Annotated in this window: 5 protein-coding genes; all 5 read left to right on the forward strand. The window is 41.8% G+C overall.

What is annotated here, in order from left to right; translation table 11 throughout:
* Positions 1–178 precede the first annotated feature (178 nt).
* The 5 genes from H6G86_RS03740 to H6G86_RS03760 all read left to right on the forward strand — a co-directional run bounded on the left by H6G86_RS03740 (position 179) and on the right by H6G86_RS03760 (position 22953).
* The gene (locus tag H6G86_RS03740) at positions 179–571 is read left to right on the forward strand and encodes a hypothetical protein (RefSeq protein WP_190933177.1); all 393 of its coding nucleotides are present in this window, start codon (positions 179–181) and stop codon (positions 569–571) included.
* A gap of 378 nt (positions 572–949) precedes the next feature.
* Positions 950–7573, forward strand: a complete 6624-nt coding sequence (locus H6G86_RS03745) for a non-ribosomal peptide synthetase (protein ID WP_190933178.1) — start codon at positions 950–952, stop codon at positions 7571–7573.
* A 111-nt stretch (positions 7574–7684) separates the two neighbouring features.
* Positions 7685–10915 (forward strand): non-ribosomal peptide synthetase, encoded by a 3231-nt coding sequence (locus H6G86_RS03750; RefSeq protein WP_190933179.1) that lies wholly within the window; start codon positions 7685–7687, stop codon positions 10913–10915.
* 93 nt (positions 10916–11008) lie between these two features.
* On the forward strand, positions 11009–18745 hold the full coding sequence (locus H6G86_RS03755) for a non-ribosomal peptide synthetase (RefSeq protein WP_190933180.1): 7737 nt from the start codon (positions 11009–11011) through the stop codon (positions 18743–18745).
* Positions 18742–22953 carry a non-ribosomal peptide synthetase gene (locus tag H6G86_RS03760; protein ID WP_190933181.1) on the forward strand — a complete coding sequence of 1404 codons (4212 nt, stop codon included), beginning with the start codon at positions 18742–18744 and terminating at the stop codon, positions 22951–22953. Before H6G86_RS03755 ends, H6G86_RS03760 begins: the two co-directional genes overlap by 4 nt.
* Positions 22954–22967: the final 14 nt, after the last annotated feature.

Here is a 22967-nt window from a genome sequence, read left to right on the forward strand (position 1 = left end):
GAACTATCAGATAGGGGTGAATTAGAGGTAAAACTCAAAATATTAACCCAATCTGAACGTGAATTACTCTTATTTAGCTTAGTCTAGGTTTTGAGAGAAGTTTCTTTATTTACAAAGACTCTATGCTCTTACCCTTAGTAATGTCTTAACCAAGAAAAAAGGATTTTAGGTAATTAAAATGGACGAAATCGCTAAAAAACTTGCTGGTCTGGGTCTTCCTGGAATAATTCTCGTGATTTTAACAGTTACATCAGCAGGTAGTAATGCTGCTATTGTTGCTGCCCTTACAGCAATAGGAGGCCCATTTGGCATCGTTGGAGGTATAGGTTTACTTGGTCTAATCACGGTTCTAGGTGATACTGTCGCGGGATATGGAATTGAGGCTGTTCTCAAAGCTGTCTATACAGAACGGAGTAAAACCGAATCTGTAAGATATCTCCTGAAAGAAATTAAAGATTTACCCATTTCAGAGGAGTTAAAACTCAAACTGAAAAATCACCTTAGTCCAGACACTATTACTGAGGTGGAAGATGTTCAGCCTCCAAAAACAATTGAAATTGTCGAGGAATAATTTCACGGTTAGATTCGGTAACATTTAAAATCAAATGGCACAACTCCTATTTGGGATTTTAGATTAGGGATTTGGGGTTATTAAAAGCTGATTGGATTTTGCTTTAAGATATCCATTCGGATTCTATTTAAAATCAGTATCAGTTAACCAATAACACCAAATTTCTGTGAGCAAAGAAAATGGCCTCTGAGTTCAATCTCACCGATTCAACCCTCAAAGGCCTATTTTTTGAGATATCTATGCAATAAATGTGTTACTTTGCAGAAGCCCAAAAATCGCTCTAAATGCTTGTGAAAAAAATAACTGTAAAGCCTGGGCAAGTATATAGCAAAAAGTTACAAAAATAGGAAAATATTTACTTTCTGTACCAAATTTATTATGGAAGAAACTATCATTAACTCTATTCAAAATATGAATAATTTGTCTGCCTTAACTGAGCAGGAGCAACATAAAATATTGGTGGAATGGAATCATACAACGGTAGATTATCCAAAGCACTTATGTATACATCAGTTATTTGAAGCACAAGTAGAAAAAACTCCAAACAGCATCGCTGTTGTGTTCAAGGAGGAACAACTAACTTATCAAGAGTTGAACCACCAAGCCAACAAAATTGCACATTATCTACAAATTTGGGGTGTAAAACCAGAGGTGCTGGTAGGTATTTGCGTTGAGCGATCGCTAGAGATGATTATAGGAATGTTGGGTATCCTCAAGGCTGGTGGAGCATACATTCCGCTAGATCCAACGTATCCCAAAGAGCGTCTATCGTTTATGCTCTCAGATTCGCAAGTCCAGGTGGTGTTAACCCAAGAAAAATTCGTTGAAGAGTTGACTGCAAGTGGGGCGAAGTTGATTTGTCTGGATACTGGCTGGGAATCTTTTCAGCGAGAGAGCCACGAGAATCTTAGTAGTGGGGCTGCACCCGAAAATCTGGCTTATGTAATTTATACATCAGGGTCAACAGGAACACCCAAAGCCGTGCTGATTCAACATCAAGGCGTGTGTAATTTAGTCCAGGCACAAATAAAGCTGTTTGATGTAAAGCAAAATAGCCGTGTTCTCCAGTTTGCTTCTTTCAGCTTTGACGCTTCAGTTTGGGAAATTTTCATGGCTCTGTGTTCAGGAGGTAGCCTTTACCTGGGAACTCAGGATTCCTTGCGCCCAGGAATAGATTTAATTCAATTTTTGCGTAAGCAATCAATAACTCAGGTGACACTACCACCCACAGCACTAGCAGCGTTACCAATAGCAGAATTGCCAAACTTGCAAACCTTGATCGTCGCCGGAGAAGCTTGTAATCCGAAGTTGATTGCTGAATGGTCAAAAGGGCGGCGTTTTTTTAATGCTTACGGGCCAACGGAATCAACAGTCTGTGCCACTGTGGCAGAATATACTGGCGACACTCAACTGACAATTGGTCGAGCGATCGCTAATACACAAGTTTATATCCTCGACAACCATCAACAACCAGTTCCGATTGGCACTCCTGGCGAATTGTATATTGGTGGCGACGGCTTGGCTAGAGGCTATCTGAACCGCCCAGAGTTGACTAAAGAGAGATTCATCTCTAATCCCTTCCAAAAAAGCAGAGGAGCAGGTGAGCAGGGGAGCAGGGGAGAGAAAGAAGACCAATCCTCAAATTCGGAACGTCTCTACAAGACTGGTGACTTAGCCCGCTTCTTACCAGATGGCAACATTGAGTTTTTGGGGCGAATCGATCATCAGGTAAAGATTCGCGGCTTCCGTATTGAACTGGGAGAAATTGAGGCGCTTTTAAGTCAACACCCAGATGTACAACAAGCGGTGGTAATCACTCGTGAAGACATTCCTGGTGATAAGCGTCTTGTCGCCTATATTGTGCTTAACCAAATTGATGCAAGTGTCACTACCCTCAAACGCTTTCTTCAAGAAAAACTGCCTAACTACATGGTGCCAGCAGTCTTTGTAATCCTAGACTCCTTGCCCGTTACTCCCAATGGTAAAGTTGATCGTCAAAATCTTCCAGCTTGCGATCGCTCACGCCCCGATCTCGAAGAAACCTTTGTCGCGCCTCGTAACTCCACTGAAGCAACACTCTTCAGCATCTGGGCTGAGTTATTGGGACTTGAGCAGATAGGAATCGATGACAATTTTTTCAATTTGGGCGGTCATTCCTTAATAGCAGCTCAGATGCTTTCCCGCATCCGCGAGGGTTTCCAAGTCGAGTTATTCTTTCACCACATTTTTGCCAACCCTACCATAGCGGGTCTAGCTGGGCTGATTGAACAACACAGCCACCTCAAGCAACAGTTGCAACGTCCTGCGATGCAACCGATTTCACGGTCAGGATACTTGCCTGCTTCCTTTGCTCAAGAGCGAGTATACTTCATCCAAGAAGTAGCACCTGAAAGTGCTGCCTATCAAGCTCAGGTAACTCTGCGATTCACCGGAAAACTAGATGTGGCGGCATTAGAGCAGTGCCTCAGTGAGATTGTCCGACGGCATGAAATCTTCCGCACGACTTTTCCGGCAGTAGATGGACGGTTATTTCAAGTAATCCACCCAGCCTCACCACTTAAGTTAACAGTAGTAGACCTCCAGACATTTCCGGAGTCTGAGCAAGAAGCAGAAAGTCAGCGCCTATTTGACGCAGAGGTGCAAAAGCCCTTTTACTTAAATCAACTGCCATTAGTTAGGTGGTTATTGTTGAAGTTGAGCGACCAAGATCATCTTTTGATCCACATCGAACATCACATGGTTCATGATGGCTGGTCTTTCAATAACGTGTTCTTGAATGAGTTTGTGGAACTTTATCAAGCCTTCTGTTTGGGAAACCCTTCTCCACTACCAGAATTAACACTCCAGTTTGGAGATTATGCCCATTGGCAGCGAGAGTGGGTTAAAAGCCAGGAAGCCGAAGCTCAATTAGACTATTGGCAACAAAAGTTATCCGGCAGTCCGCCCCTATTGGAATTACCATCAGACCGCCCGCGACCAGCAGAACAAACTTACAACGGCGCTCAAGTCAGGGTAGAGTTGCCCATTAGCTTGTGTGAATCTTTGAGAGTTTTGAGCCGTCAAGAGGGAATAACCTTATTCATGACGACGCTAGCGGCTTTTTTAGTAATATTGCACCGATACACCAGACAGGACGATCTCTGTGTGGGGACAGCTGTTGCCAATCGGCGGATGCGCGAGACAGAACAATTAATTGGCATGATCGTCAATAATTTGGTTTTACGCACCGATTTGTCTGGAAATCCCACATTTCGGGAATTACTGGATCGAGTCCGTCAAGTCAGTCTGGAAGCCTTCGCTAACGAAGATTTACCCTTCGATAAGGTCGTGGAGGTTCTCAAGCCAATACGGAACCTTAGTTATAATCCCCTGTTTCAGGTGATGTTTAGCTTCCATGATTCTCCTCGTCCAGACTTAACTCTCCCAGAGTTGAACATCACCACGAATGTAGCCCTTAGCAACAAATCAACAAAGTTTGATCTTGATGTCGTTCTGATCCCGCAACATGGTGGAAAAAAGGGAATTAGTGTTATTTGGGAATACAACACCGATTTATTTGACGCTGCCACAATCCAACAGATGGCAGAGCAGTATCAAACTTTACTTGTGGGAATTGTTGCTAATCCAGAGCAGCGAGTTTCTGAATTACCACTGTTAACTCAGACTCAGCAGCAATTACTGGTGGAGTGGAATCAGACTCACAGAGAGTATCCGTCTCAGCAATGTTTCCATGAATTATTTGCGGCTCGGGTGGAGTTAACGCCCGACGCTGTAGCTATTCAGCAAGAAGGTCAACAGTTAACTTACCGCGAATTGAGCGATCGCGCCAATCAACTAGCCCACCATCTGCAAAGTTTGGGAGTCAAACCAGAAACCTTAGTCGGTATCTGCGTTGAGCGTTCTCCAGAGATGATTATCGCCTTACTTAGTATTCTCAAAGCTGGGGGTGCATACATTCCCCTTGACCCTGCCTATCCCGAAGAGCGACTGGCTGATATTTTCGAAGATACGCAACTAAGCATTCTGCTGACTCAAGAAAGATTCCAGGAGAAAATACCAGATTATGCCGGAAAAACGATCTGTTTAGATACAGATTGGAAAATAATTGCTCAACACAGTACAGCCAATCCGATTACTAACGTTCAACTCCATAACCTCGCGTACATTATTTACACCTCTGGTTCTACAGGTAAACCCAAAGGGGTGATGATTGAACAGCGATCGCTAATAAATTTTGTCATCACTGCCACTCGTGAATATGGAATTAATGCGGGCGATAATATTCTGCAATTTGCGTCAATCTGTTTTGATACATCTATTGAAGAAATCCTACCTTGTCTTTTAGTCGGCGCAACATTAGTGTTGCGAACCGAACAGATGTTGCACTCCAGCAATGAATTTTGGCGGTGTTGCCGAGAATGGCAGTTAACTGTTTTGGATCTTCCCACAGCCTATTGGCATCAATTAGTCGCAGAACTTACCCCTGAAGACTCCCGAATTCCCGAAAGTATCAGAATAGTGATTATTGGTGGGGAAGAAGTTCAACCCGAAAAAGTGAAGCGCTGGCACAGTAGTGTTGCTCACTTCTGGCATCCACCCCAATTACTTAATAGTTATGGGCCAACGGAAGCAACGGTTATAACCACCTTAGATCGCTTAACCCCAGAAGCTTGCTCTGTTAGCATTGGACGACCGATTAGCAATGTTCAGGTTTATGTCCTGGATCAATATCTGCAACCTGTCCCTATAGGAGTTCCCGGAGAACTGCACATTGGCGGAGCCGGATTAGCTAGAGGCTATTGGCAACGGACTGAACTTACCGCAGAGAAATTTATCCAAAATGCAAAATTGGATCGCCTCTACAAAACAGGAGATTTAGCACGATTTCGCGCAGATGGCAATCTAGAATATCTTGGTCGAGTTGATGATCAGGTGAAAATTCGCGGCTTCCGCATTGAGTTGGGAGAAATTGAAACGGTGCTGAGACAACACCCACAGGTGTTTCAAACTGTGGTCATTGCTCGTGAAGACATTCCGGGACAAAAGCGGCTTGTAGCTTATGTTGTACCGCACGAGCCGCAACCAACCACTGATGAACTGCGCCATTTCCTAAAAGCAAAGTTGCCTAATTATATGGTTCCTTCAGCTTTCGTGCTGCTAGAGACGCTGCCGATGACTCCGAACCGCAAGATAGACTACTGCTCCCTACCAGCACCCGATCTCTCTCGTGGCGCAGAAGATAACTTTGTTGCACCCCAAACCCCTACAGAAGAGAGATTAGCAGCAATTTGGTCGGAAATCTTAAGACTAAAACAAGTCGGCATCCACGATAACTTCTTTGAATTGGGCGGAGACTCCATTCTCAGCATTCAGGTAATTTCAAGAGCCAATCAAGCGGGTATTCAAATTGCCCCTAAACAGCTATTTCAGTACCAAACCATTGCTGAGTTAGCTGCTGTGGCAGGCATGACTCGCTCCGTCAAAGCCGAACAAGGATTAGTAACTGGCAAGGTGGCGCTAACACCTATCCAACACTGGTTTTTCGAGCAGAAATTGCCCGAACCTGATTATTTTAACCAGTCAGCCATGCTGGAAGTGCCGCCAGATTTGCAACCAGAGCTATTGCAGCAAGTTGTACAAGAATTGTTATTGCATCACGATGCTTTGCGTCTGCGGTTTGTGCAGGAAGGCGAAAACTGGCAGCAGTTTAATTACGAATTACGAATTACGTTAGCGAAGCGGGGCGTAGCCCATTACGAATTATTTAGCGTCATCAATTTATCGCACCTATCGGCAGAAGAACAACAAACAGTAATGAAAGCGGTAGATGCTGAACTCCAAGCTAGTTTGAATCTATCGACTGGGGCGATCGCTACGTCCACCACAGGCATCGCACGAGTAGTACTGTTTAGGTTGGGCAACGATCAACCTGGTCGGTTACTGTTCATCATCCATCATTTAGTAGTAGATGGCATTTCGTGGCGGATTTTACTTGAAGATTTGGCTACGGCTTACCAGCAAATCAGCCGTGGTGAAGCCATTAAATTACCAGCTAAGACAACTTCCTTTCAATATTGGAGCGATCGCCTCACAGAATACGCCCAATCAGAGGCAGTCACAGAGTTGGATTACTGGCTAAGTCAATCTAGTATTCAAGTTACAGCTTTACCAGTAGACTATCACTTCGACTCCGCTCAGTACAAGCCTTCCGATAAAGAAAATAACACTGTAGCCTCAACTGCGTCTGTGTCACTTTCCTTAAGTGAAGAACAGACCCGCGCCCTTTTGCAGGATGTACCTTCTGCCTACAACACTCAAATTAATGATGTGCTGTTGACTGCCCTAGTGCAAAGCTTTGCTCAATGGACGGGAGAACGTTCTCTGCTTGTTGATTTAGAGGGACATGGACGAGAAGACTTGTTTGAGGATGTGGATTTGTCGCGCACCGTCGGTTGGTTTACCACCTTATTCCCCGTTCACTTACAGCTAGAAGAAATTGACCATCCAGGAGAGGTTTTAAAGTCAGTTAAAGAACAACTGCGGCGCATTCCCAACCGGGGAATCGGCTATGGTGTGTTGCGATATTTGCACCCCGATCACACAACCCGCACGAAACTACAAGCGTTACCCCAAGCACAAGTAAGTTTTAACTACCTTGGTCAATTCGATCAGGTGCTTCAGGCTTCTACCACCTTGGGTTTGGCTCAAGAATTCAAAGCTGAACAGAGTTTACTTAATCAGCGCAGCCACCTGTTAGGGGTAAGCGGATTCATTCGTGCAGGAAAGCTAGAGATGACTTGGGCTTACAGCGAGAAAATTCATAAACGAGACACTATTGAAGGTTTGGCCTTTGGATTTATGGAGGCATTGCGATCGCTCATTGCCCACTGTCAATCTCCTGATGCGATCGGTCATACACCTTCAGACTTCTCAGCAGCTAGACTCAGCCAAAAACAGCTTGACAAATTTATGACCAAAATCAAAAAAAATAAAACGAAGTAGTCATTTGTCATTTGTCATTGGTCATTTGTCATTTGTCAAGAATCATTTTTTATTCTCCTCATTCCCTATTCCCCATTCCCCATTTCCCATTCCCCAATCCGAGGTAGTTTCATGAACAACATCGAAGACCTTTATGAACTTTCGCCCATGCAGCAGGGGATGCTCTTTCATACCCTTTATGCGCCAGAATCGGAAGTTTATTTTGAGCAGTTGCTTTGTATCCTCTCTGGGAAATTGAATTTTACTGCTTTCCAGCAAGCTTGGGAACAGGTTGTTGCACGACACCCAATTTTACGCAGTTCCTTTTATTGGGAAGAGATAGAAAAGCCCTTGCAAATGGTGAGTAAGCAAGTGAATCTGCCGTGGGAGGAACTGGACTGGCGGAATTTCACGCCTGATGAACAACAAGAGCATTTAGAGAATTTTTTGAAATGCGATCGCCAAAAAGGATTTGAATTGGATGTTGCTCCTCTGATGCGCTTCACCATCATCCAACTAGAGGACTATACTTACCAATTTATTTGGAGTCATCATCATATCCTCTTTGATGGTTGGTCGATGCAGATTATTCTCAAAGAAGTTTTAGCTTTCTATGAAGCACATCAGCGAGGCGAACATTTACGCCTCCAACACGTTCGCCCCTATCGAGAGTATATTAATTGGTTACAGCAACAGGATATTGATCAAGCAAAGAATTTTTGGCAAAAAACTCTCCAGGGGTTTGAAGTTCCTACACCTTTAATAGGAAATAGGGTACAAGGAACAGGGAACAGGGGACTGGAAATATATAATGAGCAACGTTTTCAATTATCCCAAACGGTAACTGAAAAATTGCAATATGCGGCGCGACAGCACCATTTAACTTTGAATAATTTGGTGCAGGGAGCATGGGCGTTACTAATTTCCCGCTACAGAGGGGAAAGCGATGTGGTCTTTGGTGCAACTGTATCTGGTCGTCCACCAACGCTTGTCGGAGTGGATTCGATGGTGGGGCTATTAATCAACACCCTCCCCATACGGGTACAAATTACACCAAAAGCAGAATTATTACCCTGGCTCAAGCAATTACAAAGTCAAGCATTTGAACAGGAACAGTATGCTTATTATTCACTGGCAGAAATTCAGCGTTTGAGCGATGTTCCCCCAGGAATGCCTCTGTTCGAGAGCCTTTTAGTATTTGAAAATTATCCACTAGATTCTGCTGAACAGGAAACCAAAAAAACTTTAGAAATTAGTCATCTTCGTTGTTTTGAACGCACGAATTATCCGTTAACAGTGGTAATTAATCCTGAATCAAAATTGTCTGGAAGGATTGTCTATGATATTGGTCGTTTTGAGCAAGAGACAATTGAGCGGATGATTGGACATTTCCAAACATTGCTATCAGGGATGGGAGCCAATTTACAACAAGATATTTGCCAATTATCCCTGCTCGATGCAGCCGAAGAGGAAGAGATAATTCTACAAGAGAATAATAAAAATATAGATTCTATTCATTACAAATGTATTCATATTTTATTTGAAGAACAGGTAGAAAAAACTCCTGATGCAATCGCACTTATATATGAAAAGCAACATTTAACTTATCGGGAGTTGAATAACCGCGCCAATCAATTAGCCCATTATTTAAAAGGGCTGGGAGTTAAACCAGAAGTACGGGTGGGAATTTGTATAGAGCGATCGCTCGAAATGGTAGTAGGAATACTGGCGATCCTAAAAGCAGGCGGGGCTTATGTTCCGTTAGATCCCGCTTATCCAACAGATCGACTAGCGCTCATGCTGGAAGATTTACAGACACCCATCTTACTAACACAAACTCATTTACAAAATAGACTCCCAATTGATAATCAAACTGTAGTTAATCTTGACTCAGATTGGCAAATAATCGCTCAACACAAAGAAGAAAATTTGCTCAGTGAAGTTAATCCAGAAAACTTAGCTTATATCATTTATACCTCTGGCACGACGGGAACACCAAAGGGAACGGAAGTTACCCATCGTAGCATTATTGGTTTTATGTTTGGGGTTGATTATATTCACCTTGATGCAGAACAGATTTGGCTACAACATTCATCGATTTCTTGGGATGCACTAACCTTAGAACTTTGGCCGCCATTGCTTTACGGTGGGCGTTGTGTACTTTTTCCAGATAAAATTCCCACACCAGAAGGCTTAAGCCAGATTATTCAAGAACAAAGAGTTAACACCTTATTTCTGACTACAGCCTTATTCAATCTCATGATTGAGACAATGCCGCAAGGATTGTCAGGCGTAAAACAACTACTGTTTGGGGGAGAATCCGTTTCTGTAACTCATGTGCGTCGCGCCTTAGAACTATTGCCGGGAACGCAATTAATTAATGGCTATGGCCCTTCAGAATGTACAGTTTTTACTTGTTGTTACCCGATTCCTAAACAACTTGCTGAAGATGTGAATTCAATTCCCATTGGAAAACCCATCGGTGACAGGATAGTTTACTTACTAGATGGGGATTTACACAGAGTTGCAATTGGCATTTCTGGGGAACTTTATGTGGGTGGAGCGAGCGTTGCTAGAGGTTACTTAAATCAACCAACATTAACTAGTGAAAAATTTATTCCTAATCCTTTTATTAAGGGAGATACACTTTACAGAAGCGGAGATTTAGCACGTCGTCTCCCTGATGGAAACCTGGAATTTATCGGTCGAATTGATACACAAGTTAAAATTCGCGGCTTTCGCATTGAATTAGGAGAAATTGAGGCATTTTTAAATCAGCACCCTGACATCAAACAAGTTGTTGTTATTGTGCGAGAAGATGAACCTGGTAATAAGTATTTAGTGGCTTATCTTGTCACCACAGATAATCAACCAACGCCTAGTACACTGCGAAACTTTCTCAAGCATAAGCTACCTGACTACATGATTCCCGCCGCCTTCGTATTTCTAGAGGCATTTCCCTTAACACCTAATAGTAAAATCAATCACAGGGCTTTGCCCGCACCAGATACTTCCCAAAGAAATCTAGAGGTTAATTTTGTTGCCCCTCGCACGCCTACCGAACAAGAATTAGCTACGATTTGGGTTGAAGTTCTCAAAGTAAAACAGGTTGGAATTCACGATAACTTTTTTGAGTTAGGGGGACATTCTTTACTAGCTACACAAGCAATTTCTCGATTAAGAGAAGCTTTTTCTGTAGATTTTCCTCTCCGTTATCTGTTTGAAAATCCGACCATTGCTGAACTTGCCCAAAAAGCGATCGCCCAACAGATTGAACAAGCAGAAAATGATGATCTAGCACATATTTTAAAGGAAGTTGATCAGTTATCAGACCAAGAAGTGACGCAAGAATTGCTTTTGTAAATATTAATTCAACTACTCAATATTTTTGTTATCTCTCTGTGTTATCTGTGTCTCTGTGGTTCGATAAAAAATTAATTTTAAACAATAAATATTATGAGCGATATACTAAAACGTCTAGAAGGACTTTCACCAGAAAAACGAGAATTAGTTTTACAAAAGCTGAAAAAGCAGCAACAATCTGCACAAAATAATAACAGGCTAACTCCACCCCTAACACCCGTATCAAGAAAGCAACCCCTTCCCCTCTCTTTTGCTCAACAAAGACTGTGGTTTCTCGACCAACTAGAAGGCGAAAATTGTGTCTATAACGTACCGTTTTTCTGGCAGATTCGCGGATTTTTGAATATAAGTGCGTTAGAAAAAGCGATCGCAGAAATTATCCAACGTCATGAGGTCTTACGTACTAGTTTCTGTGTTGTCGATGAGTCACCGATACAGGTGATTCATGCTCATCCGCAACTGACAATGCAACTGCTAGACTGGCGACAATTGATAGAAGCAGTCCAGTTAGGCAAGGCGCAGCAGTTAGCAGCAGAAGAATTACAAAAGCCCTTTGATTTATCAAACCCTCCTTTGCTGCGGGTAAAGTTGTTGCAACTGGCCGATCAATCTCATTTGCTGTTGCTGGTTATCCATCATATTGTTTGTGATGGCTGGTCAATGGACATCTTTCGCCGGGAATTGTTCAGCCTTTATACTGCTTTCTGCGCTGGAAAACCTTCTCCTTTACCCGAATTATCTCTACAATATGCCGATTTCGCCCACTGGCAAAGACAGTGGTTACAGAAAGAGGTACTGCAAACCCAACTCAATTACTGGCAAAAACAATTAGCGGGAGTCCCGCCTCTGTTAGAATTGCCCACAGATCAACCCCGTCCATCAGTGCAAAGCTTTAGGGGACGGAGTGAGTTTTTAGAACTCAATCAAGATTTAACGCAGAAGCTGAAGCGTTTAAGTCAAGAATCAGGAACTACCCTGTTTATGACAATGCTTGCAGTATTTACGCTGTTATTGTCGCGCTACAGTGGTCAACAGGATATTGTAGTTGGTTCTGCGATCGCTAATCGCAACCGTCGTGAGACAGAACCCCTAATTGGCTTTTTTGTCAATACCTTGGCATTACGTACCAATCTGCAAGGGAATCCAACTTTCTTAGAATTACTCGAACGAGTAAAGCAAGTAACTCTGGATGCTTATGACCATCAAGATTTACCCTTTGAGAAACTAGTCGATGAATTGGGTTTAGAGCGATCGCTTTCTCATCATCCCCTATTTCAAGTGGCGTTTGGTTTGCAAAGTGGAACCCAAGAGAAACTAGAAACTCCTGGATTATCTCTAACCCGTTTTGAGTGGGAAAACACAACGACGCTGTTTGATTTGTCGCTGATGTTCCGTGAAACTCCTCAAGGCTTGGTAGGAGAATGGGAATACGCAACCGATTTGTTTGACGCTAAAACCATTCAACGGCTGACGGGGCATTTTGCCGTTTTACTTCAGGGAATTTTTGATAATCCTCAACAAAATATTAATAATCTGCCATTAATCGCAGAAAGCGAACGTCAGCAACTCCAAAACTGGAATCAAACTAAAACTGATTATCCCCTAAATCAAACTTTAGTTGACTTGTTTGAAGCTCAAGCTGCCAAAAACCCTAATAATCTCGCTTTAGTATTTGAATCTCAAAGCTTAACCTACCAACAACTTAATCAAAAAGCAAACCAACTAGCTCATTATTTAATTCAAAATTATCAAATTAAGTCAGACACTTTAATTGGTATCTGCGTTGAACGGTCTTTAGAAATGATTATTGGTGTTCTCGGTATCTTCAAAGCGGGTGGAGCTTATGTGCCGATTGACCCCAATTATCCTCAAGAACGAATTGAGTTCATGTTAGAAGATTCTGGGATATCAGTGTTGCTGACCCAAAGTCACCTTAAAGAACAATTACCTCTAGCTAAACTCAAATACCAGGTCATTTGTTTGGATGAGGAAACTTTTGCTCAAGAATCAATAGATAATCCCAATTCTAAAACTACTCCTGATAATTTAGCTTATATAATTTATACCTCTGGTTCAACGGGGCGACCAAAGGGGGTGATGATTGAGCATCGCGCAATTGTCAATCTCAGCTTAGTCTGGGCTGAAACTTTTAAAGTTCAACACGATAGCCGTTTGCTTCAGTTTGGTTCTTTTAGTTTCGATTTATCTGTCGCTGAAATTGCAACTACCTTTGTCACTGGTGCTTGCTTATATCTTGCTCAAAAAGATACCTTATTACCCAGCCAAATTTTAGTTGACTTCTTAATCAATCGCAAAATTACCCACAGCTTTTTATCTCCTTCGGCCTTATCTGTCTTACCTCAAGCGACCTTACCCGATTTACAATGTCTAACTGTTGGTGGTGAAGCTTGTTCAGCAGAATTGGTAGCACAGTGGGGAACAAAACGACATTTTTTTAATTGCTACGGGCCTACAGAATCTACAGTAACTGCTGCGATCGCTCTGTGTGATCATAATGGAAAAAAACCGCCCATTGGTAAACCGTTGTCTAATATCCGCATCTATATATTAGATGCTCACAATCAACCATTACCCGCAGGAATCCCTGGGGAATTGTGTATCGCTGGCGTTGGTTTAGCACGAGGCTATCTCAATCGTCCTGAAACTACCGCCGAAAAATTTGTTGAAGTTGAAATATTTGGCAAAACTGAGCGAATTTACAAAACTGGCGACTTAGCAAGATGGAGAGACGATGGAAATCTTGAATATCTCGGTCGCATTGACGATCAAGTTAAACTGCGGGGCTTCCGAATCGAACTTGGTGAGATTGAATCGCTATTATTGCAGCACTCTTTAGTTAAAGAAGCTGTTGTTATTTTATATGAAACTGATAATAATCCCAGGTTAGTAGCTTATGTCACGGCAAAGGAAATATCCAGCAATTTAGCGAGTCAACTTAAAGACTACCTAAAAATTCGCCTGCCGAATTACATGATTCCTAGCCAGATTATGGTATTGGATCAGTTGCCCCTTACCCCTAACGGTAAATTAGATCGTAGAGTATTACCAGCACCAGATACAGCTACTTCTACTAACTTTGAAACCCTTGTTACTCCAACTGAAGAACTGCTGGCTACTTTATGGCAAAATCTTTTAAAAGCTAAGTCTATCGGTCGTCAAGATAACTTCTTTGAACTGGGGGGACATTCTTTATTAGCAACCCAATTAGTTACTCGTATTCGTGACAGTTTTGGGGTAGAAGTGCCTGTCCGTAAGGTATTTGAGCAAAGTGTTTTGTCTGAGTTGGCAGGAGAAATTGACAAGGCTACTTCGAGTGTCGCCTTACCACCCATTACACCACAGCCTGAAAATGCTCCTAAAATTTTGTCCTATTCCCAATCAAGACTTTGGTTTTTAGACCAACTTGAAGGCATAGGAACTTCGGCTACCTACAATATGTCAACAGCGCTGCAACTTGACGGCAAGTTGAATATAGAGGCGTTGCGTGCAAGTTTTGATTATCTCCTCGATCGCCATGCCATTCTACGCACTTATTTTCCAGCACTGGAGGGAGAGGCGCAAGTAGTCGTCCAAAATTCAGAGGATATAGAAGTACTGACAATCGCAGATTTACAGTCACTCGATCCTCAGTCTCAAGCAGAAACTGTACAACGTTTAGCCGATACCCATGCACAAGAACCCTTCGATTTAAATACTGGCCCCCTGTTCAAAGCACAACTGCTGCAACTTAGTGAAGAGAAAAATGTACTGATGATTAACATGCACCACATTATCAGCGATGGCTGGTCAATGGGTGTGTTTAAGCGCGAATGGGAACAAGCTTATGCTGCTTTTGCTGCGGGGTATACTCCTAATTTGTCACCGTTGCCGATTCAGTATAGCGATTATGCAGCTTGGCAACGTAGTTGGCTACAAGGAGAGATTTTAGAAAGCCAGGAAAATTACTGGAAACAACAACTAGGCGATGCTACCCGATTGCTGGATTTGCCTACCGATCATCCCCGTCCAGCGCAACAAAGTTACCAAGGTGGGCGTGAGGAATATTCTTTAAGCAGTGAACTGACTCAGAAACTCAAAATTGTCAGTCAAAAACACGGGGTTAGTTTGTTTATGACCCTGTTAACGGCTTTTAGTATTTTACTATCTCGTTACAGCCGTCAAGAGGATTTATGTATTGGTTCTGCGATCGCTAACCGCACCCATAGCAACACAGAATCATTGATTGGCTTTTTTGTAAACACCTTAGTATTGCGGAGCAAAATTAAGCCAGAGCAAGGATTTAGTCAGTTACTCCAACAAACCCGCCAAACTTGCCTAGATGCCTACGCTCATCAAGATATTCCCTTTGAGTATTTAGTAGAACAGTTACAACCAGAACGCAGTCTGAGCCATAATCCCTTATTCCAAGTGATGATGGTGTTCCAAAATACTCAAGAAGTGGGGAAAAATATTAGTTTACCAGGGCTGGATATTCAATACTTAGAGCAAAGTTTACCATTTGCCAAGTTTGACCTAACACTGGATCTTTGCGAAAGGGGCGGCCAACTGCATTGTATGTGGGAATATGCCACAGATTTATTTGAAGTAGAAACAATTCAACGGATGGCGGGACACTTTGAAGTCTTGCTGGAAGCAATCGCCCAAAATCCCCAACAACCGATCAGTAAACTACCCTTAATCACAACCGCAGAAATTCAACAACTGCAAATTTGGAATCAAACCAATATCAATTATCCCAAAAATCAGACTTTGGTGAGTCTGTTTGAACAACAAGCAGCACAAATGCCCGATAAAATTGCGGTGGTGTTTGAAGATCAAAGCCTGAGTTATCAAGAACTCAACCAAAAAGCTAATCAGCTAGCCCATTATTTGTTGGAACTCAAAAGGGAGCAACAATTACCTGATAATCCATTGATTGCGATTTGTGTGGAGCGATCGCTCTTAATGGTCATTGGCTTGTTTGCTATTCTCAAAGCGGGTGGCGCTTACGTGCCGATTGATCCGAGTTATCCTCAAGAACGCATTCATTTAATGCTCGAAGATAGTAATGCTTCTGTATTACTAACAACAAATACCAATAAAAAGCAACTTCCCTTAGAAAAACTAAAAAATCCCTGTCAAGTAGTATTTCTAGAGAAAGAAACATGGGCTAATCAGCCAACAAATAATCTCAACTTACAAAGTAGCCCTGATGATTTGGCTTATGTAATTTATACTTCTGGTTCTACAGGAAGGCCAAAAGGTGTAGCAGTTTGTCACTCTTCACTGACGAATTTCTTATATTCAATGAAGGAAAAGCCTAGAATAGCTGCATCCGATACTCTTCTGGCTATTACCACTATATCCTTTGATATTGCTGCACTGGAAATTTATTTGCCTCTTATAGTAGGAGCCAAAATTGTTCTAGTCAGTCGTGAAATTGCTTCTGACAGTTTACAGTTATCAGAAAAATTGCTTAATGGTATCACTTTCATGCAAGCGACTCCAGCGACTTGGCGCATATTATTAGCCGCCGGATGGAAAGGTTCAACACAACTAAAAATCCTCTGCGGTGGTGAGGCTTTAACCTGGGAACTTGCTAATCAACTACTAGAAAGAAGTGCTGAACTCTGGAATCTTTATGGCCCGACAGAAACCACTATTTGGTCAGATATTTATCAGATAAATACTTTTGAGAGAAAAAACTATTCTCAAGGCGCTGTGGTATCTATCGGGAAGCCCATTGCTAACACCCGCATTTATATTCTAGACACCTATAACCAACCTCTTCCTCCTGGTATTCCTGGGGAACTCTGCATTGCAGGTGCAGGTTTAGCACAGGGCTATTTGAATCGTCCCGATTTGAGTGGTGAAAAATTCATTGACCTCAATCTCTTCAACCAAACTGAGCGAATTTATAAAACTGGCGATTTAGCTCGTTGGCTACCTGACGGCAATTTGCAATATTTAGGTCGCATCGATCGCCAGGTCAAACTTCGTGGTTTCCGCATTGAATTAGGTGAGATTGAAGCGTCTTTACTCAAACACTCAAAAATTCAGGAAGCAGTTGTCATTATACGAGAAGACAGTGATTTCGATCAACGTCTATTAGCATACATTGTCCCAACAGAAACAGAGGATGAAGACCTTCAAGGTGAACAGGTGGAATTATGGCAACAAGTTTTCAATGATGCTTACCATAAATCACAAGATCCAGAAGATGACCCAACGCTGAATTTGGCTAGCTGGAATGATAGCTATACAGATAAACCTTATCCCAAAGCTGTAATGCAAGAATGGCGGGATAAAACTATTGACCAAATTCTGGAACTTGCACCCAAACGGGTTTGGGAAATTGGTTGCGGGACAGGGATGTTATTGTTAAAAATTGCTCCCCATTGTCAAAAGTACCTGGGTACAGATATTGCCGCAGCAGGGTTACATTATATTGAACAATATCTTCCACAGCAATCTCTCAAAGAAAAAGTTACTTTAAAACAAAGTGCAGCTAACCAATTTAACGGTATTGAGACAAATAATTATGACCTGGTAATACTCAATTCTGTTATTCAGTATTTTCCTTCTTTGGACTACTTGTTAGAAGTTATTGGTGGTGCTGTTAGTGCGGTGAGAAATCAAGGAAAAATATTTATTGGAGATGTGCGAAATCTCCATTTACTAGAGGTTTTTCATACCGCCGTTAAATTTTATCGTGCCCCAGATGAATTATCAATTAAGGATTTGCGTCAACAGATTCAAAAAAGTATTCACACCGAAGGCGAGTTACTAATTGACCCTAATTTATTTATCGCCCTAAAACAAAGATTTCCTCGGATTAGTCATGTACAAATCCAAATGAAACGAGGTTATGGTCAGACGGAAATGAACCGTTTTCGTTATGACGTTGTTTTACATTTGGATCAAACAGATACTCCCGTCGCGGAACCTGAATGGTTAGATTGGCAAACTGAGCAACTCAATTTAGAAAAAATCGAGAGAATTTTAACAACTCAGCAACCCGATTTTATAGGTATTAAGAATATTCCGAATGCGCGTCTAACTTCAGAAATGGTGCTGTTAGAAAAAATTAGTCAATTGGATGGTACAGTTTCAGACTTAAAAGCCGCAGTTACCGAAGTCAGATCAGGGATAGAACCCGAAGCATTCCGAAATTTAGTACGAGATTTGCCCTATACGCCTTTTATCCAATATAGCCCCACGCAATTTTCTGATTACGATGTTGTTTTTCAACGGAATATTCCTGGACAGGTGACACTACCACGATTGAATCAAGAGGGAAATTTGCGGTTGAAACCTTGGCAACATTATGCTAACCAACCATTACAATATCGCACCAATCAAGTTGAGCCAGCGTTATTAGAAGAATGGCGAGATAATCTGGAAAAAACTCTTCCAGATTATATGATTCCTAGCCATTTTATTGTTTTAGAAAAACTGCCACTAACACCAAATGGCAAAGTAGATCGTAAAGCTTTACCCGCACCAAATGCAACCATTTCATCAACAAACATTGAATTGCCTGTAACCCCGACAGAAAAATTGCTGGCCGAATTGTGGGCGAAGCTGCTTAAATATGAAGCGATCGCCCGCCATGATAACTTCTTCAAGTTGGGAGGACATTCCCTACTAGCCACCCAAATGTGCTACCGCATCCGCGACACTTTTAAAGTAGAACTGCCACTGCGACAAGTATTTGAGTCTCCTATCCTCAGCGAATTGGCAAATTATATAGATAGCTGCATTTGGGTTAATTTTTCCACAGCAGATATACAACCTTTAAACTCAGACGAAGAGGAAATTGAACTATGACTATGACACAAAATCAGCAAATAGTTTCTTTAATGCTTCGTTTGCAGAACATAGGCTGCAAAATTTGGGCTGAAGATGATAAGTTACGGCTTCGTACTAGTAAAAACGCCTTAACTTCTGAACTCAAGCAAGAAATTCAAGCCAACAAAGCAGATATATTAGCGTTCTTAAATTCTGCCAAAGCTGGCTCTGTCATGGCAGAGGAAATTCCAACTTTAGCAGATGATGTCCCCAAACCACTTTCCTTTGCTCAACAACGCCTCTGGCTGTTAGGGCAACTCCAAGGCCCATCAGCTAGTTATAATATGCCGATCGCTTTACAACTGGATGGAAACCTCAATATTGATGCCCTGCATTCTAGTTTGGCTTATCTGCTGAATCGGCACGAGAGTCTGAGAATGTATTTTCCCACAGTGGCAGGACAACCCCAGGTTGCGATCGCAAATTTAGACGACATCGAAGTTTTAACGTACCAGGTACTGGGGACTGGGAATCAAGAAACAACCGTTCAGCGTTTTATCGATACTCATGTTCAAGAACCCTTTGACTTAAACACTAGCCCTTTATTTAAAGCAAAACTGCTGCAATTGAAGGATCACAAATATGTGTTGCTCATAATTATGCACCACATTATTAGTGATGGCTGGTCAATGGGGGTCTTTGTCCGTGAGTTACGGGAAGTCTATACTGCCTTTGCCCTAGGTCATACCCCAACACTTGCACCATTACCCATTCAATACAGCGACTACGCAAACTGGCAACGCCACTGGTTACAAGGAGAGGTATTAGAAACCCAGATCAACTACTGGAAAAATCAACTCAGTGATGCTCCTCCATTACTGGAATTGCCTACCGATTATCCTCGTCCGGCATTGCAAAGCTACCGAGGCGATCGCGATCGCTATTCTTTATCGGCTGACTTAACTCTTGCCATTAAAACTCTAAGTCAACAACAAGGGACAAGTTTGTTTATGACTTTGTTGACGGCTTTCAATATTTTGCTTTCTCGTTACAGTCGCCAAGAAGACTTATGTATTGGTTCTCCTATTGCTAACCGCACCCATAGCTATACGGAAGGATTAATTGGCTTTTTTGTCAATACTTTGATACTGCGTAACCAAATCAAGCCTGAGCAAAGTTTTATCGAGTTCCTGCAACAAACTCGCCAAAATTGTTTAGATGCATACTCTCACCAAGACATTCCCTTTGAGTATCTGGTAGAACAGTTGCAACCAGAACGCAGTATGAGCCATAACTCCTTATTCCAGGTCATGTTCGCACTAGAAAATAATGAAAGTCCCGACCTGAGTTTACCAGGCTTAGAGATTGAATGGCTCCCATTAAGCTATCCGTTTGCTAAGTTTGACCTAACACTGATGGTAATAGAATCTAATAACCAGTTAGATTTAACTTGGGAATACACCACCGATCTTTTTGAAAAGGCTACTATCCAACGGATGGCGGAACAGTTTGAAGTTCTGCTAAAGGGAATTATTGATAATCCTCAACAGCCTATCAATACTTTACCTTTGATGACAGCGCCCGAACTTCTGCAACTACAACGCTGGAATCAAACTCAAAACTCTTATCCTGACGATAAAACTTTAGCTGAGATATTTGAACAACAAGTTGCTAAAAACCCTAATAATCTCGCTTTGGTGTTTGAATCCCAAAGCTTAACTTATCAGCAACTCAATCAAAAAGCGAACCAACTTACTCATTATCTAATTCAAAATTACCAAATTAAACCAGACACTTTAATTGCTATCTGCGTTGAACGATCTAGTGAAATGATTATCGGTGTACTCGCTATCCTTAAAGCAGGCGGGGCTTATGTGCCGATTGATCCCAATTATCCTAAAGAGCGTATTGAGTTCATGTTAGAAGATTCTGGGACATCAGTGTTGCTGACCCAAAGTTTTCTGCTAAATCAATTACCAATCGCTGAACTGAAAAACCCCTGTCAAATAATTTGTTTAGATCAGGAAACTTTTATCACGTTAAAAGAAAATCCTAGCCCTCAAAGTACGCCTAATAATTTAGCTTATGTGATCTATACTTCTGGTTCGACAGGACGACCAAAAGGGGTAATGATTGAGCATCAAGCAATTGTCAATTTAAGCTTGGCTTGGGCTGAAACTTTTCAAGTTAAACAAAACAGCCGTTTACTTCAGTTTGGTTCCTTTAGTTTTGATTTATCTGTTGCTGAAATTGCGACTACCTTCGTCACTGGTGCTTGCTTGTATCTTGCTAAAAAAGAAACCTTGTTACCCAGTCAAATTTTAGTTGACTTTTTAACTCGTCACAAGATTTCCCACAGCTTTTTACCTCCTTCGGCCTTATCTCTCTTACCTCAAGCGACCTTACCCGATTTGCAAACCATAGGCGTTGGTGGTGAGGCTTGTCCAGCCGAATTAGTTACTCAGTGGGCAACAACGGGACGGCGTTTCTTTAATTGCTACGGGCCTACAGAATCTACGGTTAATGCTGCGTTAGCTATGCTTGCCGCAGGCATCGCACTTTGTCATCCTAATGGAAAGAAACCACCCATTGGTCAACCATTATCTAATATCCGCATCTATATATTAGATCCTCACAACCAACCATTACCCACTGGCATACCTGGAGAATTATGCATCGCTGGTGTGGGTTTGGCACGAGGCTATCTAAATCGTCCAGATTTAACAGCCGAAAAATTTATCAAAATTGAATTATTCGGTCAGATTGAGCGAATTTACAAAACTGGCGATTTAGCAAGATGGAAATCTGACGGAAACCTTGAATATCTGGGTCGAATAGACAATCAGATTAAATTACGGGGCTTTAGAATTGAACTCGGTGAAATTGAATCGATTTTGTTGCAACATCCATTAGTTAAAGAAGCAATTGTCACCTTATATAAAACTGAGAGTAACCAGAGTTTAATTGCTTATGTAACGGGAATCACCAATGATTTGTCTACCCAATTAAAAAATCATCTAAAATCCCGTCTTCCCGATTATATGATCCCGGCTCAGATCATCGTATTGGATGAGTTGCCTTTAACTCCCAATGGCAAAGTTGACCGGAAATCTTTACCTACTCCAAATGGAGTAATTGAGGGTTTATATATAGCTCCACGTAACGAAATTGAACAACAACTGGCGCAAGTTTGGTCTGCTGTACTCGAACATCAAGATATTGGGATTCATGATAACTTTTTCGATTTGGGTGGTCATTCTTTATTAGCAATTAAACTGCTCAACAATATTCAACAGGTTTTTGGAAAACAGCTTTCTTTAAGTAGTTTATTTCAGAATCCTACTATTGCTCAACTCGCAGAACAACTTTGTAATACTGAGCTTCAACAGTTAAATTCTGATTTACTTTCACTCCAACCTCAAGGAGATGCAACCCCTCTATTTTTTCTTCCTGGCGCAAACGGACACAGCTTCTATTTTCGAGATTTGGCCACTAATTTAGGAACTGAGCGACCAGTATATGGACTCGAAACTCCAGGAAGAGACGGCTCTAGCGCACTCCCTGAATCAGTAGTAACCCATGCAACTCAATTGATTGATATATTGCGTCAACAGCAAGCGAAAAGCCCATATATATTAGCAGGATACTCTTCAGGTTGTGCCGTTGCTTTTGAAATGGCTTCCCAACTCGAAAAGCAAGGTGAAACGATAAGTTTACTAGCTATCTTGGATGCTGGACTGGTTTCTCAGCCTGAGTATTTTACTGATAGAGCAGAGCTTGATTGGATCTGGCAATTAATTCGACGAATTGAAGTTTTAAAGGGAGTTTCTTTAGGACTACAATACGACGATTTAGCTGCTCAACCTAATGACCTAGCTAGGTGGAATTTAGCGGCAGAGTATTTGTACAGAAATAATGTTTTACCGGAACACTCCACCCTTTCTTTACTCAAAACCAATATGAAAGTAATGAAAGGACTAACACTGAATTACGCTAATTATCAGCCTAATCATCCAATTTCTGCCCCGATTGTTTTATTCCGCGCTCAAGAAGTTAAGGAGATTGTCTTGCAAGAACTCCAAGCTTTTTCTGATTACAATCTACCCGATTGGGGATGGCAACCCTATACTCAAAAGCCTGTCAAAGTAATTTCTGTACCTGGCAACCACGGACAAATGCTTTATGAACCCAATGTCAAACTATTAGCGGCACAATTACATAATTTGATGGTAAATACAGCAGAATAGAGTATTTCAATAGT

It is taken from the genome of Nostoc sp. FACHB-133 (genome assembly GCF_014698055.1).
GTDB lineage: Bacteria > Cyanobacteriota > Cyanobacteriia > Cyanobacteriales > Nostocaceae > Nostoc.